This is a genomic window from Parabacteroides merdae ATCC 43184, assembly GCF_025151215.1.
GTDB classification, from domain to species: domain Bacteria; phylum Bacteroidota; class Bacteroidia; order Bacteroidales; family Tannerellaceae; genus Parabacteroides; species Parabacteroides merdae.
The window spans coordinates 2,549,843-2,570,374 of the sequence record NZ_CP102286.1; the positions used below are offsets into that span (position 1 = coordinate 2,549,843).

Annotated in this window: 22 protein-coding genes, 1 tRNA gene and 1 pseudogene; 7 read left to right on the forward strand and 17 right to left on the reverse strand. The window is 45.6% G+C overall.

Annotated elements, in window-relative coordinates; translation table 11 throughout:
• Positions 1–129: 129 nt before the first annotated feature.
• Positions 130–420, reverse strand: a complete 291-nt coding sequence (locus tag NQ542_RS10610; protein WP_005942846.1) for a DUF4120 family protein — start codon at positions 418–420, stop codon at positions 130–132.
• 330 nt (positions 421–750) lie between these two features.
• On the opposite strand from NQ542_RS10610, the gene NQ542_RS10615 reads away from it, so the two are divergent.
• Complete coding sequence (locus NQ542_RS10615) at positions 751–1,095, forward strand: hypothetical protein (protein ID WP_005636608.1); 345 nt, start codon at positions 751–753, stop codon at positions 1,093–1,095.
• A 58-nt stretch (positions 1,096–1,153) separates the two neighbouring features.
• Here NQ542_RS10615 and NQ542_RS10620 read toward each other — a convergent pair whose 3' ends face one another.
• From NQ542_RS10620 to NQ542_RS10670, 11 genes are all read right to left on the reverse strand, one after another.
• Positions 1,154–1,864 (reverse strand): hypothetical protein, encoded by a 711-nt coding sequence (locus NQ542_RS10620; RefSeq protein ID WP_007851223.1) that lies wholly within the window; start codon positions 1,862–1,864, stop codon positions 1,154–1,156.
• A gap of 1 nt (position 1,865) precedes the next feature.
• Positions 1,866–2,567, reverse strand: coding sequence for a hypothetical protein (locus NQ542_RS10625; protein WP_005636610.1), 702 nt, complete (start codon positions 2,565–2,567; stop codon positions 1,866–1,868).
• 10 nt (positions 2,568–2,577) lie between these two features.
• Positions 2,578–3,597 carry an LPD29 domain-containing protein gene (locus tag NQ542_RS10630; RefSeq protein WP_007851220.1) on the reverse strand — a complete coding sequence of 340 codons (1,020 nt, stop codon included), beginning with the start codon at positions 3,595–3,597 and terminating at the stop codon, positions 2,578–2,580.
• A 13-nt stretch (positions 3,598–3,610) separates the two neighbouring features.
• Entirely contained in the window at positions 3,611–3,820 is a 210-nt protein-coding gene (locus NQ542_RS10635) for a hypothetical protein (RefSeq protein ID WP_005802673.1), read from the reverse strand.
• Complete coding sequence (locus NQ542_RS10640) at positions 3,796–4,095, reverse strand: hypothetical protein (protein WP_005637786.1); 300 nt, start codon at positions 4,093–4,095, stop codon at positions 3,796–3,798. The genes NQ542_RS10635 and NQ542_RS10640 overlap by 25 nt, the downstream gene beginning before the upstream one ends.
• Complete coding sequence (locus tag NQ542_RS10645) at positions 4,092–4,691, reverse strand: hypothetical protein (RefSeq protein WP_038607716.1); 600 nt, start codon at positions 4,689–4,691, stop codon at positions 4,092–4,094. The genes NQ542_RS10640 and NQ542_RS10645 overlap by 4 nt, the downstream gene beginning before the upstream one ends.
• Before the next feature lie 47 nt (positions 4,692–4,738).
• Entirely contained in the window at positions 4,739–5,236 is a 498-nt protein-coding gene (locus tag NQ542_RS10650) for a DUF4313 domain-containing protein (RefSeq protein WP_007219084.1), read from the reverse strand.
• A gap of 50 nt (positions 5,237–5,286) precedes the next feature.
• The gene (locus NQ542_RS10655) at positions 5,287–5,538 is read right to left on the reverse strand and encodes a hypothetical protein (RefSeq protein ID WP_005637783.1); all 252 of its coding nucleotides are present in this window, start codon (positions 5,536–5,538) and stop codon (positions 5,287–5,289) included.
• Between the two features lie 69 nt (positions 5,539–5,607).
• Entirely contained in the window at positions 5,608–6,495 is an 888-nt protein-coding gene (locus NQ542_RS10660) for a hypothetical protein (protein ID WP_007851207.1), read from the reverse strand.
• Positions 6,496–6,498: 3 nt separating this feature from the next.
• On the reverse strand, positions 6,499–7,641 hold the full coding sequence (locus NQ542_RS10665) for a hypothetical protein (RefSeq protein WP_007851204.1): 1,143 nt from the start codon (positions 7,639–7,641) through the stop codon (positions 6,499–6,501).
• Positions 7,626–7,922 (reverse strand): hypothetical protein, encoded by a 297-nt coding sequence (locus NQ542_RS10670; RefSeq protein WP_005634950.1) that lies wholly within the window; start codon positions 7,920–7,922, stop codon positions 7,626–7,628. Before NQ542_RS10670 ends, NQ542_RS10665 begins: the two co-directional genes overlap by 16 nt.
• Before the next feature lie 26 nt (positions 7,923–7,948).
• On the opposite strand from NQ542_RS10670, the gene NQ542_RS17955 reads away from it, so the two are divergent.
• From NQ542_RS17955 to NQ542_RS10685, 3 genes are all read left to right on the forward strand, one after another.
• Positions 7,949–8,143 carry a hypothetical protein gene (locus NQ542_RS17955; RefSeq protein ID WP_005634939.1) on the forward strand — a complete coding sequence of 65 codons (195 nt, stop codon included), beginning with the start codon at positions 7,949–7,951 and terminating at the stop codon, positions 8,141–8,143.
• A 191-nt stretch (positions 8,144–8,334) separates the two neighbouring features.
• A complete protein-coding gene (locus NQ542_RS10680; protein ID WP_005640474.1) occupies positions 8,335–8,742 on the forward strand; it encodes a hypothetical protein in 408 nt (135 codons plus the stop codon).
• Positions 8,743–9,254: 512 nt separating this feature from the next.
• Complete coding sequence (locus tag NQ542_RS10685; protein ID WP_005640472.1) at positions 9,255–10,490, forward strand: IS4 family transposase; 1,236 nt, start codon at positions 9,255–9,257, stop codon at positions 10,488–10,490.
• A 97-nt stretch (positions 10,491–10,587) separates the two neighbouring features.
• Here NQ542_RS10685 and NQ542_RS10690 read toward each other — a convergent pair.
• A pseudogene (locus tag NQ542_RS10690) lies at positions 10,588–11,769 on the reverse strand (IS1380-like element ISBvu1 family transposase); the annotation flags it as partial.
• 267 nt (positions 11,770–12,036) lie between these two features.
• Here NQ542_RS10690 and NQ542_RS10695 point away from each other — a divergent pair.
• Together NQ542_RS10695 and NQ542_RS10700 are read left to right on the forward strand one after the other, a co-directional pair.
• The gene (locus tag NQ542_RS10695; RefSeq protein ID WP_005640468.1) at positions 12,037–13,404 is read left to right on the forward strand and encodes a hypothetical protein; all 1,368 of its coding nucleotides are present in this window, start codon (positions 12,037–12,039) and stop codon (positions 13,402–13,404) included.
• A gap of 721 nt (positions 13,405–14,125) precedes the next feature.
• Positions 14,126–15,415 (forward strand): IS1380-like element ISBvu1 family transposase, encoded by a 1,290-nt coding sequence (locus tag NQ542_RS10700; protein WP_005640453.1) that lies wholly within the window; start codon positions 14,126–14,128, stop codon positions 15,413–15,415.
• A 178-nt stretch (positions 15,416–15,593) separates the two neighbouring features.
• On the opposite strand, the gene NQ542_RS10705 is transcribed toward NQ542_RS10700, so the two are convergent.
• The 4 genes from NQ542_RS10705 to lpxK form a co-directional block, all read right to left on the reverse strand.
• Complete coding sequence (locus NQ542_RS10705) at positions 15,594–16,829, reverse strand: site-specific integrase (RefSeq protein WP_005864602.1); 1,236 nt, start codon at positions 16,827–16,829, stop codon at positions 15,594–15,596.
• 462 nt (positions 16,830–17,291) lie between these two features.
• Positions 17,292–17,367, reverse strand: a tRNA-Phe gene (locus NQ542_RS10710).
• A gap of 77 nt (positions 17,368–17,444) precedes the next feature.
• Complete coding sequence (thiL, locus tag NQ542_RS10715) at positions 17,445–18,476, reverse strand: thiamine-phosphate kinase (protein ID WP_005640445.1); 1,032 nt, start codon at positions 18,474–18,476, stop codon at positions 17,445–17,447.
• Entirely contained in the window at positions 18,469–19,581 is a 1,113-nt protein-coding gene (gene lpxK, locus NQ542_RS10720; RefSeq protein WP_005640443.1) for a tetraacyldisaccharide 4'-kinase, read from the reverse strand. The genes thiL and lpxK overlap by 8 nt, the downstream gene beginning before the upstream one ends.
• 270 nt (positions 19,582–19,851) lie before the next feature.
• Between lpxK and ung the strand changes: the two genes are divergently transcribed.
• Positions 19,852–20,514 (forward strand): uracil-DNA glycosylase, encoded by a 663-nt coding sequence (ung, locus tag NQ542_RS10725; protein WP_005640440.1) that lies wholly within the window; start codon positions 19,852–19,854, stop codon positions 20,512–20,514.
• Positions 20,515–20,532: the final 18 nt, after the last annotated feature.

Consider the following 20,532-nt stretch of genomic DNA (forward strand, 5'->3'; position numbering starts at 1 on the left):
CCCCTGAAAGGGGCCGCCTTGCGCAATCAGCCCGGGAAACGGCTATCTTTACAGCAAGAAATGAAAAAGCAGACCTCGGATTCTCTGTTCTGAAGTCTGCTTTTCGGTCATTGTCGAGTCTCATGTTTTTCAGGTATGTATCTGCCATCCGTGGAACGGCTGCAATGTTACGGCAAACGATCTGTCAGGTATTCCATGATAGAGCAGACCTCCCACGATACCTGTCCTTCCGTCGGGATAGCGCTGTGTAAAGCCGAACGAGTACGGGGCATGGTCGTAGTAGAGTGAGATTTCGCAGGGACAGTCAGGGTTTTCTTCCCAGCTTTTCAACCGTTCCAGACATTTTTGGAGCGAGGTGTCACCGATGGATTCGGCATAGCGCCTTACATTCTCGAAATGTTCTTCATTCAGGATTTTCATGACTTTTGTATTTTTATCTGTTAAACACGTCCGGCTCCGGGAGCCGGTATTTTTATTTCTCGCCTGCCTGACAGTCCCGTGGCCGTACCCGCAAGGTTTGGCGAAAGAAAATACCGCAGCGAAGCGAGGATGATTTTCTTTCAGCCAACCCCGCAGGGGCCTGACCTTGTACGGGTACACAGGACACGGGACTACCTTTGCAGGGTGGGAAATAAAATATGCGGTTGTTCCTTGTTGCGGGATCTTGTATGGCTTCCGGAGATAATCTTCCTGATTTGTTCGCCATTGCCGGACAAATGGTGTATTTTTGCAGTTTCTAATTTCAGGATCATGGAAAACTATATAAAGAAAGCGGCGGATGCTTTCCTTGTGGAGCGTCCGTATGGTATGCGTGTGGATTACAGGAAGAAAGGATTCGTGCTGTTTAACCGCAACCTGAACGTATTGGGCAATGCGGAGCATGCCCGTCTGGAAGAGCTGCCTCTGGAGCGGTTCAATGTGGAGGAGATTCCGTTGGATGGTGAAATTGTGGAGGAACACGCGGGATTTACCGATGTATTCTTCTATACCGATCTGACCAGCCCCTATGCCGGATATGCGCTGAATTTGCAAAAGCTCAAGGCCTATAACCGGTTTATGTTTCCGTTGGCGATGGCGCTGAACCGTAAGTTGTGAGTCCGGAAGCCGGCAACGGTAACAGCCGCATGGAGCACGCCGTTACCGCCAGGTTTTATTATTTGCCCTTTCTTGTTGTTATAAATGCAAGATAATCGCCCACGGCCTTATGGCATCCGGTAAAGTCCGGAGTCCGGTGACCTTTGATTTTCCGGTAACTGACGGTTCCGTTCCTGTCAATGCCTCTTACATGCCTGTTGAATGTCCCTTTGGTTCTGATATGGATGTCAAAACCGTCCCTTCCGGTGATTTCAAGGAACATTCCTCCCGTGATCCGTTCCCCGTCCAGGAATTTCTGTTTCTGTTCATCGAGCAGCCGCTGATGTTGCTCTTCCCGCGCTCTGCGCTCTTCCGCCTCTTTCTCCTCCTGTTCCCTGCGTTTCTGTTCCTGCCTCCTTTTGTATGCCTCACGGGCTTGCACCAGGGGGGTGGTGTCAAGTCCGAGAGCCTCGAACACGCGGACTGAGATCAACCTGACAAAGGCTCCTCTTTCCGCGCCCTGAAGCGTATCCGCGATCCAGTTCCTGCAATAGGCGGCAGTTTCGTCCCTGCGGTTTTCTCCGTTGAGGAACCGGCGTGAATACTGCCCGCTGGAGAAATAAACGTTTTCAATCCGGCAGACCACATGGAAACAGTCATCGTCCTCATTCCCATATTCGTTCTTTCTAGACAGGGAGAGATATACATTCTCGGCGTACGGCTCCAGTTCCATATAAGGAGCCACGACGGTATTCCCGTCAGACCTGTACTTGAATACTTTTGCTTTCATACTATCGTTCAGTTTGTCGGTTGTTGCATATTTCATCTATAATCTCTTTCCCGCTTCTTTCACCCTTCAGGAAGGCAAGGAAGCGCCTCAAAAAGAGCCGGGCACAGTCAGTTCCCAGCTGGGAGCTTTCACCGTCTTTGGTAGCGCATACCGCAAAACGCCCCAGTCCGAAACTGTCCTGTTGCGGTACGATGTGGTAAGACAAGTCCTCGCTTGCGTTGATGTGCAACCCACGACGGAAAACATAGAAAGTTTTCGGGATTCTTCTGTCGGTATCGATTTCCATACGCTTGTAACCGTGATGTTCCAATAACCGGACCAGTTCCCTGTTTGTCGGAATTGTATGTCCGATCCAGTCCGGCCAGCTTATATTTTCTATTGTATGTCCGTAATTGTCATATAATATGTCGAACTGTTCCTGGTATTCATCGTAAAATTCCCCGTTCCCGTTGCACATTTTCTCCAAAGCGATGCCGTTTTTACGGACAAGGGCAAGGTCGCCCAGTCCGCACGCGATTTCATTGAGCAGCGTGCGTTCCTCATCCCTGTCCTTTGCCGTTCCGTAAATTCTAAGCCGGGAATACCGGTGTAGCGCCGAACGGGACGGCATATCCAGTTTTTCCCATATCCCATCGTTTCCTATAGCCTGTCTGGTGTTTTCCGGAAGTCCGTACCACCACTTGTCCAAATTGTTTGTATCCATAATTCCTGAATCAGATTGTTTTTAAATTCTGTTTTGAGTACCATGCCTGATACGCGGCGGCATACTCCTGACGTTCCCGTTCCAGGGAATTTCTCATCTCAGGGGTGTATCCGAGCAGGCGGATGTATCCTCCGTTATAGCCGGTGAGTTCGCACCTTATTCCGGCTTCCTCCAGTTTGTCGATGCGTTTTTGGGCCATTTTTGCGCTTGAATATTCCTTCGGCCAAAAATAGACTTCGCCCCGTGAGCCGAAACAGTCTTCCCCCAGAATTATTTCCCCGGCATACTTCCGGCTTTCGATGAAGCCGAAACGCGCTTTGCCCAATGCCCGGCGCATTGCCTTGTGTGCCGGACCTTCCGGATGCTTGAATACCTCCGGCTTGTCTTTGCTGCCGAGTTTGGGCGGTTCCACCTTGTACGGCTGTTTGTAACTTCCGATTCCGAGCGTCAGGTAAAAGTTGGTGTGAAAATAGTCCGTCATGGGGTCGCTGTCATCGAAATTGTACGACATGATGAAATCGCAGATATTCACCATTACATCCTTTGCCCTGTCCGTCAAGGATTTGTCTGAATGGATATGATGGTGGTTGACATCGCCTTGAACTTTTCCGGACTCTTTGGTGAACGCCTCGAAATCCGCTTTCATCAACCGGATATGGATGGAGTGGCAATTCTCCCGTCTGACAGAGAACTTGTATCCCGGATAGGTCTCCTTGAGCCATGCCCGTACCAGTCCCACAATTTCAGGAGCGTGCTGCCCCTTGTAATTGCGGCCTTTCCAGCGGTATTCGTTATACACATACTTGGTGTATTCCTTTGCCGTGGCTCCCGGATAGTCATATTCATATCCGGTTGAGGTCGAGGGAATATCCGGTTTTTCTTTCCAAGCCTCAAAAAGCCTTCCAAACTCGGTGTTCACCTGTTGCATGATTGCGGTGTCACCACCCTTGTCCGGGTGGTGCTCCAATGCCAGCCGGCGGTATTCTTTCTTCAAGTCCGTCAGAGAGTGTATGTTCTGAAAATAAGTCATAGCCATAAGTTTTTTATGCCCCTGCGAGGCGGTTGATAAAATATTCCCGGTAGTCAAGGTCAAGACCGAGGTTGAGACAGGCCGTTTCCATGTCATCTTCTCTCAGGTCGTCCGCCTCCTGCAATTCGCGCAGGTACCGGATTTCGGAGTCCAGGTATTCCTGTGCTTCCGTTTGACCGCAACCGCATGAGTTGCAGATCAGACTGATAATGTTTCCCTGCATGCTGTTTGATTTTTTATGTTTCTGTTCCTGTTTCTGAGGCCTCGTCCGTCGTATATCGAGACGGCCCGTTCCACCAAAAGCCTGCGGTTGTCTTCCGAAAGTTCCAGATAGAACCGTTCCGCCGCGCCGAATGTGCCCTTGTCTGTCGCCACGCACCATTTTTCCCAGAAATGCGGGTACATGCCGCCATACACGGTTTTGCATTCCTCCTCGCTCCAGGCGTTCCACATGTAGTAGAAGAAACTGGAGACGGTATTTTCCGCTTGATATTTCATGGTTCTTCTATTTGTGATTCTACATTGTTTGTTTCTCTCAGTTGATGCCACACAGCCTCATACATCTCATAAAGCCAGTCTATGTTCTTCGCGCCGAGTTCAAACGGGCTGTGACACTGCACCTCGTCACCGCTTTCTTTCTCTTCGGCAAGGACGGTCAGGCTGTCCGCTGTTACCCGGAGTCCTGTCACCCTGCATTCATATGGTTCTCCGTTCTTGCCAAACCATATCACCCAGACCGGATCATAATCCTCTTCCGGAAGACGAATTTCTTTCACGCAGTGAGCATGGAGCAACTGCCGTATCGCGTCGATGATGTCCCCCCGCAGTTCCTTGATCCTGCCGCTGAAATCAACGGCTTCTGACGGTAAACTTCCTTTTCCGCCTCTTTCCTGCAAGGAGAGAATCCGCGTGTCGGGATGGATACAGAAATCCCAGTCCAACACTTCATCGTCATCGCGTGTCGTGTGGATATCGCCGCCCAAAACAAGACCGCAATCGTCATTTACCATTCTTTTTGCTTCATCGCGGTCTTCTGCCGCTACCGTGTAAGTGCCCTCGAAGGAATACCTTACTCTTATGTCATATCTTTTCATGATTCTTTCCATTTGATTGTTGATACCAGATTCATTGCCCGGAAGGATTACCGGATATTCAATATTGCGCTAAAGGCATGTGGGTCAAGCCTGTAAAACGTCGGAAGGTTAAGTGTGACCATCGGGTAGCTTACCCGGCCGCTCTGACGTCTATAACCTGTATCCTCAGCCAATTTGTTAGACAGAAGGAACTCCATGGCATCAGGATTGTTGTTGATGTCCACGAATGCCCTGTCAGGCAGTGAGAATGCCGCCTTATCTTCTAAGTTGACCGTCAGGACCGTGTATATCTCATGGGTCACGGGATCTTTCAGAGACAATGCCGGCCAGCCGTTATGGTACATTTCAATCACGATTGAGAGACGGCTTTCCTGATACAGGAAAGTCTCTTCCATGGACGGATGGTCGCATTTGACAATTTCAAAATCATCCTCCCCTTTGGTAAATGTCACCATCGGATAGGATACATCGACAAAACATTCCTCTTCCCGGTAGCAGAGATGTTCTTTTCCCTCTGAACGGATTATAGCCAATCGGGTGTTCATATTCGTAACTGGTTTTAAAATTATTGACTTGCAAGTTAATTGGCCGGCATTCACCTGCCTGTTTCTTTAAACGTGTGATTGTCACCGCCTGCGGACATTTGGAAGAGTTGCTGTCTCACCGCCTTGATTTTCCCGATCAGTTCGTCCTCCCTTCGGAATGAGGGGGTACATTTGGTACGCCTCATCCCGGCTCCCCAGGGGATGCCGCCGCATACTTTTCTCAGGCGTGCCTTTTCGCTTTCCAGGGCCGACTCCAGACGGGCCAGCCTGCGTCGCAACGATTCTTCGGTCACAGTTCTCATGATTTCATTGTTTTTTTAGTATGGTGACGGGTCGGAAAGACAGTCACCATACCGTCGTTATGTGTCACGTTATATTTTAGCTTTTTCCCTTTTGATGCCTCTCAGGACGTACAACAGGTGCAGGAACAGCTCCCTGTCGTAAATCCGGAAGAAGAACGGCTCGCCTGTTTCCCTGACCGTTCCGGTAAAAGACACGGACTCCCGGTTCACGGGATATTGGAGGAAGTTGCCGTTTGCCAGCAGGGTGTGCTTTTTCTTCATCACTTCGCCTAGGAACTTGTCCATATCGTCGTTTCCCTCATAGCCGGAGAAGTAGAGGAAATGATGACGGCGCAGGCTTCGCAGGATTTTGGCGGTTTCCAGCCTTACATCCCTGCCTGACGATTCGTCCGTTCCTCTCATCAGGTTGCAGATGAACTTCTTCTCGCCATTTATGTCAAGAAACAGATAAGGAACTATAATTATAGAGGCATGCCGTGCGTGGCCGGAGATGACCATCGGCTTTTCTTTCAGGATGTCTCCTTTGAAGGTAATGTTCCGGTAATGGTTGTCCATCTGCCGTTCCAGCTCCTTTCTTGGCGTGGTAACGGAGCGGAGTCCCGTGAAGTAGCGTCCGCCCGCCCGGAAGCAGAACCGGTAGATGTCCGCATGATAAGGCTCTCCCAGGAAAAAGAAATTCCGGGTATGGCGGATGGGGGGCAAGACATCCATGTAGTCGAAATATCTTTCTTCCGTAATCTCACTGAACGGGGCGCAGAGGGATTGCAGGTGGATGCGTATCATCTTGCGGACGGTATTTCCGGACACGGCTGTGAGGTACGGGTTCTTTTCCCTGTCCCTCAGTTCCTCCAGTGTCTCATGATGGTAGTCGCCGTGTATTCCGTCAGACATGGTGGTCACGCAGCTGCCGTCAAAACTGCGTGAATCGACTACGAATTTCAGTTTGTCGTTATTCATGGTTCAGATGTTTTGAAGGTTCAACACTCTCTTGGCGGCACTGAGGGCATTGGAGGTGAGCTGCCGTTGCCATGCCTTGTTTCTGGGTGACCAGCGGAATCCGGAGGATTTCAGTTCCTTTCGTCTGTTGTCTTCGGGAATCCTGTCAAACAGGATCTGAAGGCGGTCTTCCCCATAGTTCCATACAAGTGTCCCGCCCTCGAACGGCACTTCCTTGTTTTCCCGGCTTTGCACCGCTTTCAGCCTTTCGCGCATCCGTTCCGCAAGTTCCGGCAATTGGAAGAATTTGTTTCTCGGGGTGATGACGGGTTTCCTTAGCCTTGCGTTATATTCGGAAATGAAGTCCACGGCCCTGCGGACGATTTCCACTTCCCCGTGATTGGCGAAGGTGGATACCTTGTTCAGGATGCTGCTGACGAACAGGGCACGGTTATAACCCCGGCATTGTCCGGTGTCAATCCCGTGGATGGTGTCGGCGCTGCTCTTGATGTCGCGTTTGAGCGTCTGCCATGCCTTTTCCAGTTTTTCTTCCTCCGGTCGTGCGGCTTCCTTTTTTCGTCTGACGGCTTCAAGAACCTTTTGCCGCCAATTGCGGAACTCCTCGTAGCGGTTCTGATAGCTTCTGTTCGTATTCTCCTGCCTGTGGTAATCAAATCCGCCTCGTCCCGTCACCATCGGGTTGGCGCAGCGTGAGAGGGCCGAGAGCTGGGCGGATAGCTTTTTCCGGTAGGCGGCGATGTATGTATCCCGTTCCTCTTCCTGCATGAGTTGCAGGTCGTTGTGCAGCTCCTCCCCGTAAATCATGATGTCCGTCTCGCCACGAATCTCCGGGTCGAAGGAACTCCAGGCGTATGCGTCGCAAGCCTGTTTCCACATATCCTCCAGATAGCCAGGATGTTTGAACGCTACGGCTTCCCAGTCTTTGAAGTCCCTGGAATGCAATTCATTCCGATCTTCCGGATTTCCGTACAGGTGTACATAGTTGCCCGTTCCATGATGCTCCTTTCTGAAATGGAACGGTACGGGAGGATGGTCCGTACCCTTTTCCCGGATCATCGTGACCCGGTGCGCATTCTCTGCGGTAAGGCCCGTTACTTGTTCTTCCCGGACCTTTGCTGTTGTTGTTTCAGTCATAACCGTTGCCATTCATAAATTATTTCTACCAGTTCTTCGTCCGCCAGTTTTTGGATTTCCTCGTCCGAGCAATAGCAGGCGATTTCCTCGTCCAGCTTGAAAGCTGCCGGGTCAAGGCTTCTGATGCCGTCCAGCAGTTCCGGCACCAGGCTGTCTGCGGCAACCGTATAGCTTCCGTCCCTGCCTTGCACCTTCCGTGCGGGATAGCTCCTTTCCCGATAAACCAACATTCTCATTTTCGGATTGGCACCCTGCTGTCCTTTGTGGACTTTGCTTGTTGTCTCTCTGTTCATACCTTCATTTTTTTAGTTTGTTTGACATGATCGGCTCCGTGGAGCCGGTTTTTCGGTTTCTTACTTGCCGGACTGTCCTTTGCCGGGGATTGCGCAAGGCTTGGCAAAAGAAAATACCGCAGCGAAGCGAGGATGATTTTCTTTTAGCCAACCAGCCCCTGAAAGGGGCCGCCTTGCGCAATCAACCCGGCAAAGGGCTATATTTGCAGGTAAGAAATTGAAAGAATGGCTGGGATTTTCAATTTGTCGGATACAACATGTAATAAGTGTAATGAGCAAATTTAAAAGCATACAACGAAGGTTTTTCAAATATTTTCCAAACTATCGGATATCAATATCATATCGTAAAACAAGCGAAGGCGTGGCATTCCGGAATAAATACATGTCTTCGCGTCAAAGGTGATTGATTGAAATGAATATATTCTCTGCTTTTGATACGGGTGTCATGGTAGCTCTCTTGCTGGGTATTGAGTTTCTTAGGAGTGATATCCAAACAATTCTCTATTGTAAAAGAAACGATCCCGGGATTTTTAAGAGCTGCCTGTATACATTATTTATATTGTTGGCAAGTCTTTATTCCATTGTGGCCGGAGCCATGCTTAACCCCGAGCCCGTACCCGTTTATGAATTGATGCCCGGTTTTCAAATAGGAGTTTATGGTTCTTGTTTTTTGTTTATATTTCTTGTTATCGCCGGTCTTTACCGTAAAATATTACCTCTCGTCCTTTTGGGGTACGCTATGGTATATGTAATCGGTGTACTGATACCGTTACTTGGATATGTAGTGTCCATGATGAATTATTTCGCCAGCGTAGGATGATTATGAAGATCAAAGATGTTTTCCAGAGAAAATGGATAACAGACAGTATAACAAAAAGAAGGTATCCTTTTCAGATACCTTCAATGACGGGCCGGTTGCATATTTACCCTAATTTCCGCAAGCGAATGAAATCAGAGATTGCCATGCATTTTTTAGTGAGTTTATTATCTTTACATTGTGTTTTAGTGAAACGAAGGTGCCAAAGGTCCACTCTTTTGCATAACTTCCCCTTACCCCATGAAGCGACTTGAGGCAATACGCATTACCCACCATTAGAATAAGGATTAGCCAAAATCCTGTTGAAAGGCTATTTTATACGCTGGATTCTCGGTATAGATGTTTAGCACGTACGTCCTTGAAGTCCTAATCCACTTTGCGGCAATCGAGATGTATTTGAAAATATTGGTGTCCGGTAAAAGTTTGACCGAATCAAAAATACAAGGCTGAATCCCCTCTCGGAGGTCCAGCCTTTTTCGTTACCTTTGTTTCTGCTAAAAAATAAATCAATAACGATGAACAAAGGTAGTCATTTCAACGGACAGCCGGCATATGGTCAGCTGATAAATTTGCTGGACAAGTCAAAAATTCTCCAAATCAGTCAAGAAAAGGGCGGCGAACGGTATGTCAAACACTTTGACGCTTGGCAGCATCTGCTGATAATGTTGTATGCCGTGATCAAACGGTTCGATTCGCTGCGGGAAATCACGGACTCGATGTTCCCTGAAGCGAGAAAGCTTGCCCATCTTGGGATAAGCATGATGCCCCGGCGCAGTACTCTGTCTGACGCAAATGCACGCAGGTCAGAGGGAATCTTTGAGGCAATCTATCGCGACCTGTACAAGACATACCGCAACGAACTTTCATCGGACAGCCGAAACAATCCATCTTCCAGTTGGATAAACCGGCTGCAGATTATCGATTCGACGACAATCAGCCTGTTCTCCAACCTTATCTTCACGGGAGTCGGACGCCATCCGAAGACGGGGAAGAAGAAAGGCGGCATAAAGGTCCACACCAATATCCATGCAAACGAGGGAGTTTCTTCAGATATCAGGTTCACATCTGCCGCCACTAATGACAGTTTCATGCTCAAGCCGTCAAATTACACAAGCGGAGACATCGTTGCCCTGGACAGGGCCTACATCGATTACGCCAAGTTCGAGGAGCTGAGCCGGGCAGGTGTCATATATGTCACCAAGATGAAGAAGAATCTTGTCTATGAGGTTTCTGCTGATACGATATACATGACAGAAAGTGGGTTGATGGCACTTCGGGAACGCCATGTGACATTCACGAAGAAGGTCAAAGATGGCGACGATATAAAGCACCATGCACGCATAGTCACCTACGTCGACCAAAAGAAAAGAGGGGCCAAGCTCATATCCCTCCTCACAAACGACATGGAGATGAGCGCCGAGGATATTGTGGCAATCTACCGGAAACGCTGGGAGATAGAGCTGTTGTTCAAGCAGATAAAGCAGAACTTCCCCCTTCGGTACTTTTACGGCGAAAGCGCCAATGCCATCAAAATCCAGATATGGATAACCCTCATCGCCAACCTTCTACTGATGGTGCTGAAGAAACGCATCAAACGCAGCTGGAGCTTCTCGGGATTGGCAACAATGGTCAGAATCATGTTAATGTATTACGTCAACCTCTACACCTTCCTCGAAGAACCCGACAAAGACTGGTCAAAACTGGTAGCCGAGGCAGAATCGCCACCCAAGGAACTCCTGCTCTTTGGATAGAGGGGCTTACCAGACAAAACAAACACCCGCAATGCCTATCAAGTGACACTGCGGGTAGGCGAATCGTACTACACTAAACTTTAGCGGACAGCAATGATTTGAAAACGAAAGTCTTAATACGACTCGATATGGATAGGCCAAAATCCTTAACGTTTAATTTTCGGATGATTGTTTTGTAGAAGTTCCTTATCAATGCAGTCATCAGCAGGTATACTGCATTTTCTGCCATGAATGACTTTGGCAAATGTTTCCATCCAAACCCGTTGTTCATGTCATCGAGGATTCTTTCCTTCCCACCGCACAGGTTATAGAACTCTACGACATCCCTTATGTCGGATTCGAAATCATTGGTAAGGATACACCGGTAGGTATATTCTCCTTCCCATAGCTCCCGTATGTCATCTGTTCTTCTTTGTCTTTGGATGACAAGACGGTATGGTTTCCCCTTCCACTTTTCTACGACAATCGAATTCAGCTCGAACCTGATTCCGTTGATCTCCTCAGCCTTCCATCCCCTGAGGGCGAACATGTCATCGTAAAAAGCGGAGCATCTGTTGGCTCTGATATAGAAGTACTTGCAATGGGCCTTGACGGTATCTACAATCTCTTCGGAGCACGACCCACAATCCATACGAGCTCTATTTATATGAATGCCGTTACATTCCAGCCTGGTGAAGATTCTTTCCAATGTACACTGCTGGCAGAACCGGACATTCGTGTTGCCATCCCGATTTTCAATGCCGACAATATGGTCACCTATAACGGCCACTCCCGGGCTGTATCCTGTGAACTTCTTGTATGTACGTTTGGCATCATACTTCTCCGTTTCAATGAACTGGTGGTCAAAATCCAGATCGTAACCCTGCTCCTGACATAATTCTCCGGTAGCAATGAGAGACTTGACCAACAATTCGTTCATTGTGTCAGCTGTATTGAAGTCATATGATTTACCTGAGTCTGGAGATGAATACGTTATGTTGTCTGTAGTCAGTTCTTTTATGGCGCGAAGAATCGTGTCTGCGCTGCAGGTTTTAAGTTTGGGATGCAGGGAAAGATGGGGCATGAGATGAGTGGATATGTCTTCAATGCACGAGCCGCCACAGAAGAATACGCACATGAGAGAACGGATGATTTCACTGTATTGGTAACCATAGGTTCTGCTACGCAGTCCTAATGTGGAGTCGATTACGTCCGATAAAAGAGCATCAAATTGCTCCATGATTGAAAATATTCCGCCAAAAGGTGTGATTGAATCGAATTTTATTTGTACTTTAGCCATGTCTGCTGAAGATTGGTTTGATTTTTATTGCAACACGAAGTTAAGTGAATCTTCTGACATGACAAAGCACTGGGTAATACATTACTACTCAGTGCTTTAAATTATTCTTGTACAAAAGTGTTGCGGAAATTAGGTATATCAACAATTGAGGAAGCGTTATGCTTGTTTTGTTGTGACTCCACTCAAAATGCGGTGTTCCGGTTTCACGCTTCCATGTATTATCAGGTTCTTCCAAGAAACCTGGAAGGCGTAAAATAATCCACATTTATGAAGCAGTATTGGTCTTTTTTCAAATCGGGCAAGTTTGCTTTTCTTGCCTTGTTCTTCGTATCACTTACGGTAATATCTTGTGACAACGATGACGATAACAATGTTTCTCCCGATCCGCCTATTGAGAAAGGCGAAATTGAGCTTGCAGAAAATGCCCAAGCTCTCAACTATTTTGATTTTATCAATCCGAACGATGTGGAGATCTTAAATGCTGACACAACACAGATTCGTGTGAGCCAGGCATACCTGGATAAGATAAAGACAAAGGTAAACAAGAACGATGTGTTGTCTATATGGCGCAGCATTGACACGCCACCTTTCATTCGGAAGGTATCAAATGTATCGGCAAACGGAAAGGATGCTATTCTGACGACAACCCAAGGTACATTGGCAGACCTGATAGAGCATGGCGACTTCAAGCTGAGCACGGAATTGTATGTTAACTACGGCGAGAAAGGCTTGAAGAACCGTTATTCCAAAGACGGCGTTTATCATCCCAGCGTGGTTATCTTCAGCGGTACAGAAGACAATGGCAAAAAGTATGCAACAGCCGAAGAGCTGCTGGCCCAAGAAGCTACATGGCATATTTTCAACAAGGATGGAATAACCAATTATTCATACGAAGAAAAAGGCTTACGCATTGGACTGAAGGATGTACAGACCCACACAGCATTAGACCTTGAAATCGGCATCAACATTTCCTGGTTCAAATTACGTAACTTTGATTGCTACTTCACAGGTGAGTACAAACTGGATGGTCCTCTGTTCGTTGAATGGGATGTGAAGGATAAATCAAGCGGCGGTGAAGTCCCATTAGTCTATTATCCTCCTATTGTAGTTGTATTCCCGATAGCAGGTCCCATTCACATTTCGGTCATGGTTATACCCACTTTAACTATGGACTGTAATGCACATGCAAAAGGCACGATAGGCATAACTCTGCCCATGACTTTTGATTCTTCCTTTAAGCTGGGTCCTTCCTATGCAAGAGACAGAGGCTGGGTCTTTTATAAAGAATACAACCATTCGTTTAACTGCTATGTAGATCGAACCAACATCACTTACTCTGGTGAAGTGGCTGCAAGCCTGGGTGTATATTTCAAGACGGAAGTCAATATAGCCTATTGCGGAGGTCCTTTCGTTAAAGTAGGTCCTTCTGTTTCAACAGATCTGTCTGCAAGTGTAGTAACGGGTTCCGACTATCAGTTCAAGGTCAACACCAGCGGCAAGTTTAAGCTGGCCGGTAAGACAGGAGCCGAATTGCATATAGTGGGATATTCGTTAGGCAAGTGGGAAACGGAATATGTTTTAGCGGAGAAAGATGCCTGGAATAAAGAATTTATAGTAGATATGTGGCCTAAGTAGGGCTTTTAGCGGATAAACCTCAATCAGTCATTAGAACGAGAAAAGTAAAGCGACTGACTATTTTTATTCGTTCTAACGACCGAATTGGGTTAAAAGAGACAAAATGGGCGAGGAAGACCACTGAGCTTTCAGCCTATTTTGTGACTTTCACTTATAGTCTAAAACGATATAGCATTAATGAATTGTCTTCCTCGTCCATATTGGGTATGATATACGAATAATAATAGGGTGCCATATATCCCATTACTCTAAAATTCGTAGGAACGGATACATCTGCAATGAGCTTACCTTCTTTATAAATTTGCAGCCCATCTTTTTCTATATCCTTCTTTTTATACGATCTGAATAAAGATTGATTGCTGATTACGTGTGTTGAAAATAGTTTAGGATATCTTTTGTCCGCCTGACTACTCTAATGCTATCCACTTTCTATCCACCCTTATTTTTGTGACAGACTGTTGGCTGGATGCTCGTGGAAAATCGTTACTTTTGCAGCCGTTTTCAGGCAGGATAGGTTCATGTAATTGGGATAAAGTGGCATTAGCCGTAGGAATTCCTGCATCAGAAAGTGATTATTATCAACATAAACCTAATTTCCGCAACACTTTTGTATAAGAATAATTTAAAGCAGTGAGTAGTAATATATTACTCAGTGCTTTGTCATGTTCGAAGATTTACTTAACTTCGTGTTGCGTAAAAATCAAACCAATCTTCAGCAGACATGGCTAAAGTACAAATAAAATTCGATTCAATCACACCTTTTGGCGGAATATTTTCAATCATGGAGCAATTTGATGCTCTTTTATCGGACGTAATCGACTCCACATTAGGACTGCGTAGCAGAACCTATGGTTACCAATACAGTGAAATCATCCGTTCTCTCATGTGCGTATTCTTCTGTGGCGGCTCGTGCATTGAAGACATATCCACTCATCTCATGCCCCATCTTTCCCTGCATCCCAAACTTAAAACCTGCAGCGCAGACACGATTCTTCGCGCCATAAAAGAACTGACTACAGACAACATAACGTATTCATCTCCAGACTCAGGTAAATCATATGACTTCAATACAGCTGACACAATGACCGAATTGTTGGTCAAGTCTCTCATTGCTACCGGAGAATTATGTCAGGAGCAGGGTTACGATCTGGATTTTGACCACCAGTTCATTGAAACGGAGAAGTATGATGCCAAACGTACATACAAGAAGTTCACAGGATACAGCCCGGGAGTGGCCGTTATAGGTGACCATATTGTCGGCATTGAAAATCGGGATGGCAACACGAATGTCCGGTTCTGTCAGCAGTGTACATTGGAAAGAATCTTCACCAGGCTGGAATGGAACGGCATTCATATAAATAGAGCCCGTATGGATTGTGGGTCGTGCTCCGAAGAGATTGTAGATACCGTCAAGGCCCATTGCAAGTACTTCTATATCAGAGCCAACAGATGCTCCGCTTTTTATGAAGACATGTTCGCTCTCAGGGGATGGAAAGCTGAGGAAATCAACGGGATCAGGTTTGAGTTGAACTCGATTGTCGTAGAAAAATGGAAGGGGAAACCATACCGTCTTGTCATCCAAAGACAAAGAAGAGCAGATGACATACGGGAGCTATGGGAAGGAGAATATACCTACCGGTGTATCCTTACCAATGATTTCGAATCCGATATAAGGGATGTCGTAGAGTTCTATAACCTGCGCGGTGGGAAGGAAAGAATCCTCGATGACATGAACAACGGGTTTGGATGGAAACATTTGCCAAAGTCATTCATGGCAGAAAATGCAGTATACCTGCTGATGACTGCATTGATAAGGAACTTCTACAAAACGATCATCCGAAAATTAAACGTTAAGGATTTTGGCCTATCCATATCGAGTCGTATTAAGACTTTCGTTTTCAAATACATCTCGGTTGCCGCAAAGTGGATTAGGACTTCAAGGACGTACGTGCTAAACATCTATACCGAGAATCCAGCGTATAAAATAGCCTTTCAACAGGATTTTGGCTAATCCTTATTCTAATGGTGGGTAATGCGTATTGCCTCAAGTCGCTTCATGGGGTAAGGGGAAGTTATGCAAAAGAGTGGACCTTTGGCACCTTCGTTTCACTAAAACACAATGTAAAGATAATAAACTCACTAAAAAATGCATGGCAATCTCTGATTTCATTCGCTTGCGGAAATTAGGTTTACCATTCCAGACGTTCCTTCACATTGTTCATCGCCTCTTTCAGGCTGCTGTTCATGACCCGCGCATAATGCTGCGTCATGCGTGTGGAGGCATGTCCGAGCATGACGGACACGTCCTGCAAGGGTACATTGTTGGCGAGCGTGACGGTGGTCCCGAAAGTGTGCCTGGCCACATGCGTGGTCAGATTTTTCTTTATGCCGCAGAAATCGGCGATTTCCTTGAGGTAGCTGTTCATTTTCTGGTTGCACATGACAGGCAGGCAGCATCCTTTCTTTACGCAGATCGGATGTTCCCTGTATTTCTCCAATATGGCCAGTGGAACGGGCAGCAGCGGGATGTTGCTGATGGAAGACGCTTTTCTGCGGTGTTCCAACTTGACCCTTCCCTTCCTTATCCACCAGTCACCGAGATTGTCCTGTACCAGGTTTTCACCACTCAGAGTGGCGACATCGGAGAACGCCAGACCGGTGAAGCACGCGAAGACAAATATGTCCCTGACCAGCTCGAGCCGTGGGATGGTGAATTTCTTTTTCATGACGGCCTGCAACTCGTCGTAGGTCAGGAATACCGGATCGGTCTCGTCCTGTTCCATCTTGTAACCGTAAAAGGGATTCTTACGCATCCATTCCTTTGCCAATGCCATGTTGGTGAATTTCTTGAAACATTTCATGTAGCGGACTATCGTGTTACGGCACAGTCCCCCCTCCGTTTTCAGGTAAATGTCAAACGCGCGGATGAACTCCGGTGTCAGCTCATGGAAGGTGATATCCTCCTTGCCGTAATAAGAGGGGATAAGCCGCTGCAATTTCTTCACCACGTTCTTGTACCGGTTGATCGTAACGGGAGAGTAGTCTATGCCTGTCAGTGTTTCCATTTCCTTGATGCCATCCTGCATGGTACCGAGCAATGTACGCATTTCGGTGTCTTTCCCGAAAACACGTTTCAGGATCAGTTTCGGGGTAATCAGGGCCTGTTCCAATACCAGTTCCTTGTGTTTCTCGAGGGCACGTGCGTGTAACTCCGCAATATAGGTATTCAATGCGATGGATGCCCTGTCCCTGCCCTTGCTGCATCCTTTGGCCGCATTCCATAAGTTCAGAGGCACGCTTCTTTGGATACGGGCATCGTCGTAGCTCCCGTTGATGGTTATCCGCATCAGTACGGGGGCCTCACCGTTTTTCAACAATTTCGTTTTGAGCACGAAAAAAAGAATGTTCATTGTTCCTTGTTTCATCACTTTTGTTTTTTTAGAGGTGTTACATCCAATTGTTTCGTCAAAACCGGATGGCATGAGGACGTGAAACGAAATGTTAAATTCGGTGGCTTTTTTGAGGGACTTGTGGAATAGCCATAAAAATCCCATTTTTATCAGGTTCGAATTGCCTTTTGTATCCCGGGTTCGATTCCTTTTTTTATCCCGATGGGAAATACCGAATTTTTAAATTTATTTCACATTTTCAACTCCATCCGGTCATGTGTGCAAAATTACTTTTTCACACCGGAGATTGAAATTGTCAAACAGTTGAAAAACAATGAAGTATGATACATATTTATGGCTTTTTCAAAAGCCTTAAAAAAAGCCACTGAACTGGCAAAATCCAACTTCACAAATATGTAATGAAATGCGTAGCGAGGGTAAAAAAAGAACCCTTGAACTATCTCTAATTCAAGGGTTTTCTAAAATTGAAAAGCTTTTTGGTGGTGCCACCAGGAATCGAACCGGGGACACAAGGATTTTCAGTCCTTTGCTCTACCAACTGAGCTATGGCACCCTTGTTTTGTTTAACGGGTGCAAAGATATGAATCTTTTTTGAGTCTTGCAATAGGCAGAGCTACTTTTTACTGATTTTTATTCTTCCAAAGAATTCCAGCCTTGTGCTTTTAGTTCGACTTCGCCTCCATCACGACCTACCAAGTAGTTACCGAGATCGGGTTTTGTAATATGACCGATTACTTTAACACCTTTCATTTCAGATACTTTATCATGATCAGTGAGAGGAACAGTGAAAAGTAATTCATAGTCTTCACCACCATTTAAAGCTGCAGTTACCAAATTCATATTAAATTGTTCAGCCATTGCAGCCGTTTGATAATCGATAGGAATTCTATCTTCATATACGCGACATCCGACATTACTTTCTTTTGAAATATGCAAAAGTTCGGAAGACAGACCGTCTGATATGTCCATCATTGCTGTAGGGATAATCCCCGCATGACGAAGCATCTCTATAATATCTTTACGAGCTTCCGGCTTCAATTGACGTTCCAACAGATATTCTTTGCCTGTAAAATCCGGTGTGAAATCTTTTTCACCTTTAAATATCCTTTTTTCGCGTTCTAATAATTGCAATCCCATATAAGCAGCTCCTAAATCCCCGGAAACACATATCAAATCCGTTTCTTGGGCTCCACTGCGAAGAACAACTTTGTCTCTTTCTCCTTCCCCAATACAAGTGATACTGATGCAAAGCCCTGTTAAAGAAGCAGAAGTGTCTCCTCCGACAATATCGACTCCATATACATCACAGGCCAACTTTAGCCCAGCATAAAAATCTTCTACATCCTCAACAGAAAAACGTTTGGAAATACCAAGTGATACAGTGATCTGCTTAGGCTGGCCGTTCATGGCATAAATATCGGAGAAATTTACAACAGCCGATTTATATCCGAGATGTTTTAAAGGTACATAAGTCAAGTCGAAATGAATACCTTCCAATAATAGATCGGTGGTGACAAGCACTTGTCTATCCTCATAGGAGAGGATTGCCGCATCATCGCCTACGCCCTTTATCGTACTATTATTCTTTATTTCAATCCTGTCAGTTAGGTGGCGAATCAAACCGAATTCGCCTAATGTTGATATTTCTGTCCTGTTACTCATATTTGTTTTGTAATATATTATTTTTGGGAAATGTGATAATATGTTTTTTTATTGTCTCATTAAAACTCTGCTCATTGTAAAACCTGATTACAATCGGTAGATAATATAAATATTTCTTCCAACTTTCCGGAACAAGAGGACTGTTTTTTAAACGTGCTGCATCTTTTTCTGTTACTAAAATCAATTTTCCAGGTGAAGTCATCTTTTCGAATATCACATCCAATTTCTTGAAATCTGACTTGCTAAACGTATGATGATCAGGAAAAACGACCGGCAACACTTTATTTGAATACTTTTCTGCCTCACGAATAAATGGAGTGGGAACTGCAATACCTGATATCAACAATATATCATCTTCTTTTCCAATATTTTTATGGTTTAAGAAACGAGCTTCCGAGGGGAATACAGGTTTGACTTCTCCATAAACGATGCTGGTAAAAAAAAGTAACTGGTGAGCCCGCAACTTCATATTTTCTTCAATAATACGAAAATCGATCGGCTTCATATCTTCGTCGCATTTAGTAACAACCACGATATCTGTTCGGTTTATATTACTTATCGGTTCTCTCAGGTGTCCGGTAGGCATTAGTTTATCATTATAAAATAAACGATGGTAGTCACTCAACACGATCGAAAGGGAAGGGTGCACATATCTATGTTGATATGCATCATCTAACAGAATTACTTCAGGTCTGTCTTTTTCAGGGAGGGATAAAAGATTTTGAATCCCCCGGCGGCGATTAGCGTCGACAGCGACAAGTATATCCGGAAATTTATTTTTCATTTGAAAAGGTTCATCTCCGATCTCCAAACTGGAACTTTCAGAATCAGCAAGAATAAACCCCGATGTTTTTCTTTTGTACCCTCGGCTTAATACTGCAATGCGATATTTATCTTTCAGTAAACGTATGATATATTCTGTATGGGGAGTTTTACCCGTTCCTCCTACAGATAAGTTTCCTATGCAGATCACAGGAATAGAATATTGTTCGGAATGTAAAATACCCCAATCAAAAAGTCGATTTCGCAACCATATCCCAATTCCATATAAAAAGGAAAGGGGAGCCAGGTAGGAATTAAGTTTTATTTTGTCATTTTTTTGCATGTAACTTCTTATCTGCTGACAAATATAGTTAACTTATCGGTGGCTGTCTGTTTTTTATTTGTTTATTTCAAAAAGAAGATACAATTTGAATCTCTTTGAAAGATAAGTTTGCGTTTATTCTGAAATATTTTCAGGGAGTTTGTGACTATACACATTTATTGTAGAATTAAGTCAATATCCGGATAAGATATCCGTCGTATCTTTGTTGTCTTCTTGATAATCTCTTGTAAATTATATACTTTTGCATTGTCCCAATTAACATGCTATGCCATGAATGTCAAAATAGAAGAAAGCTGGCGAAAACGCCTTCAGGAAGAATTTGATAAACCATACTTTGAGCAGTTGGTCACATTTGTCAAGAACGAATACAGAAGCGCCCATGTGCTTCCTCCCGGACACCAGATCTTCCATATTTTTAATGCCTGTCCATTCGAGAAAGTGAAGGTTGTTATACTTGGACAAGACCCTTATCCCAATCCGGGGCAATACTACGGAGTCTGCTTCTCCGTCCCGCAAGGAGTTCCCATTCCTGGATCACTGGCCAACATATTCAAAGAAATACACCAAGACTTAGGCAAACCGATCCCCACATCCGGCAATCTGGACCGTTGGGTAGAGCAAGGCGTGTTTCCTATGAACTCGGTCCTGACTGTACGGGCTCACGAAACCGGCTCACATCGGAATATGGGATGGGAAACTTTTACAGATGCAGTGATAAAGAAATTGAGCGATGGACGTGAGAATCTGGTATTCATGCTGTGGGGAAGTTATGCAAAAGAGAAGATCGCCCTTATCGACACCCATAAACACTTGGTGCTGACAACCGTGCATCCGTCTCCACGCTCTGCTGACCATGGTTTCTTCGGCTGTAAACACTTCAGCAAGGCGAATACTTTCCTCCAAAGCAAAGGTATTCAAAAGATTGACTGGTAAGAAGTACGAGTTCCGGAC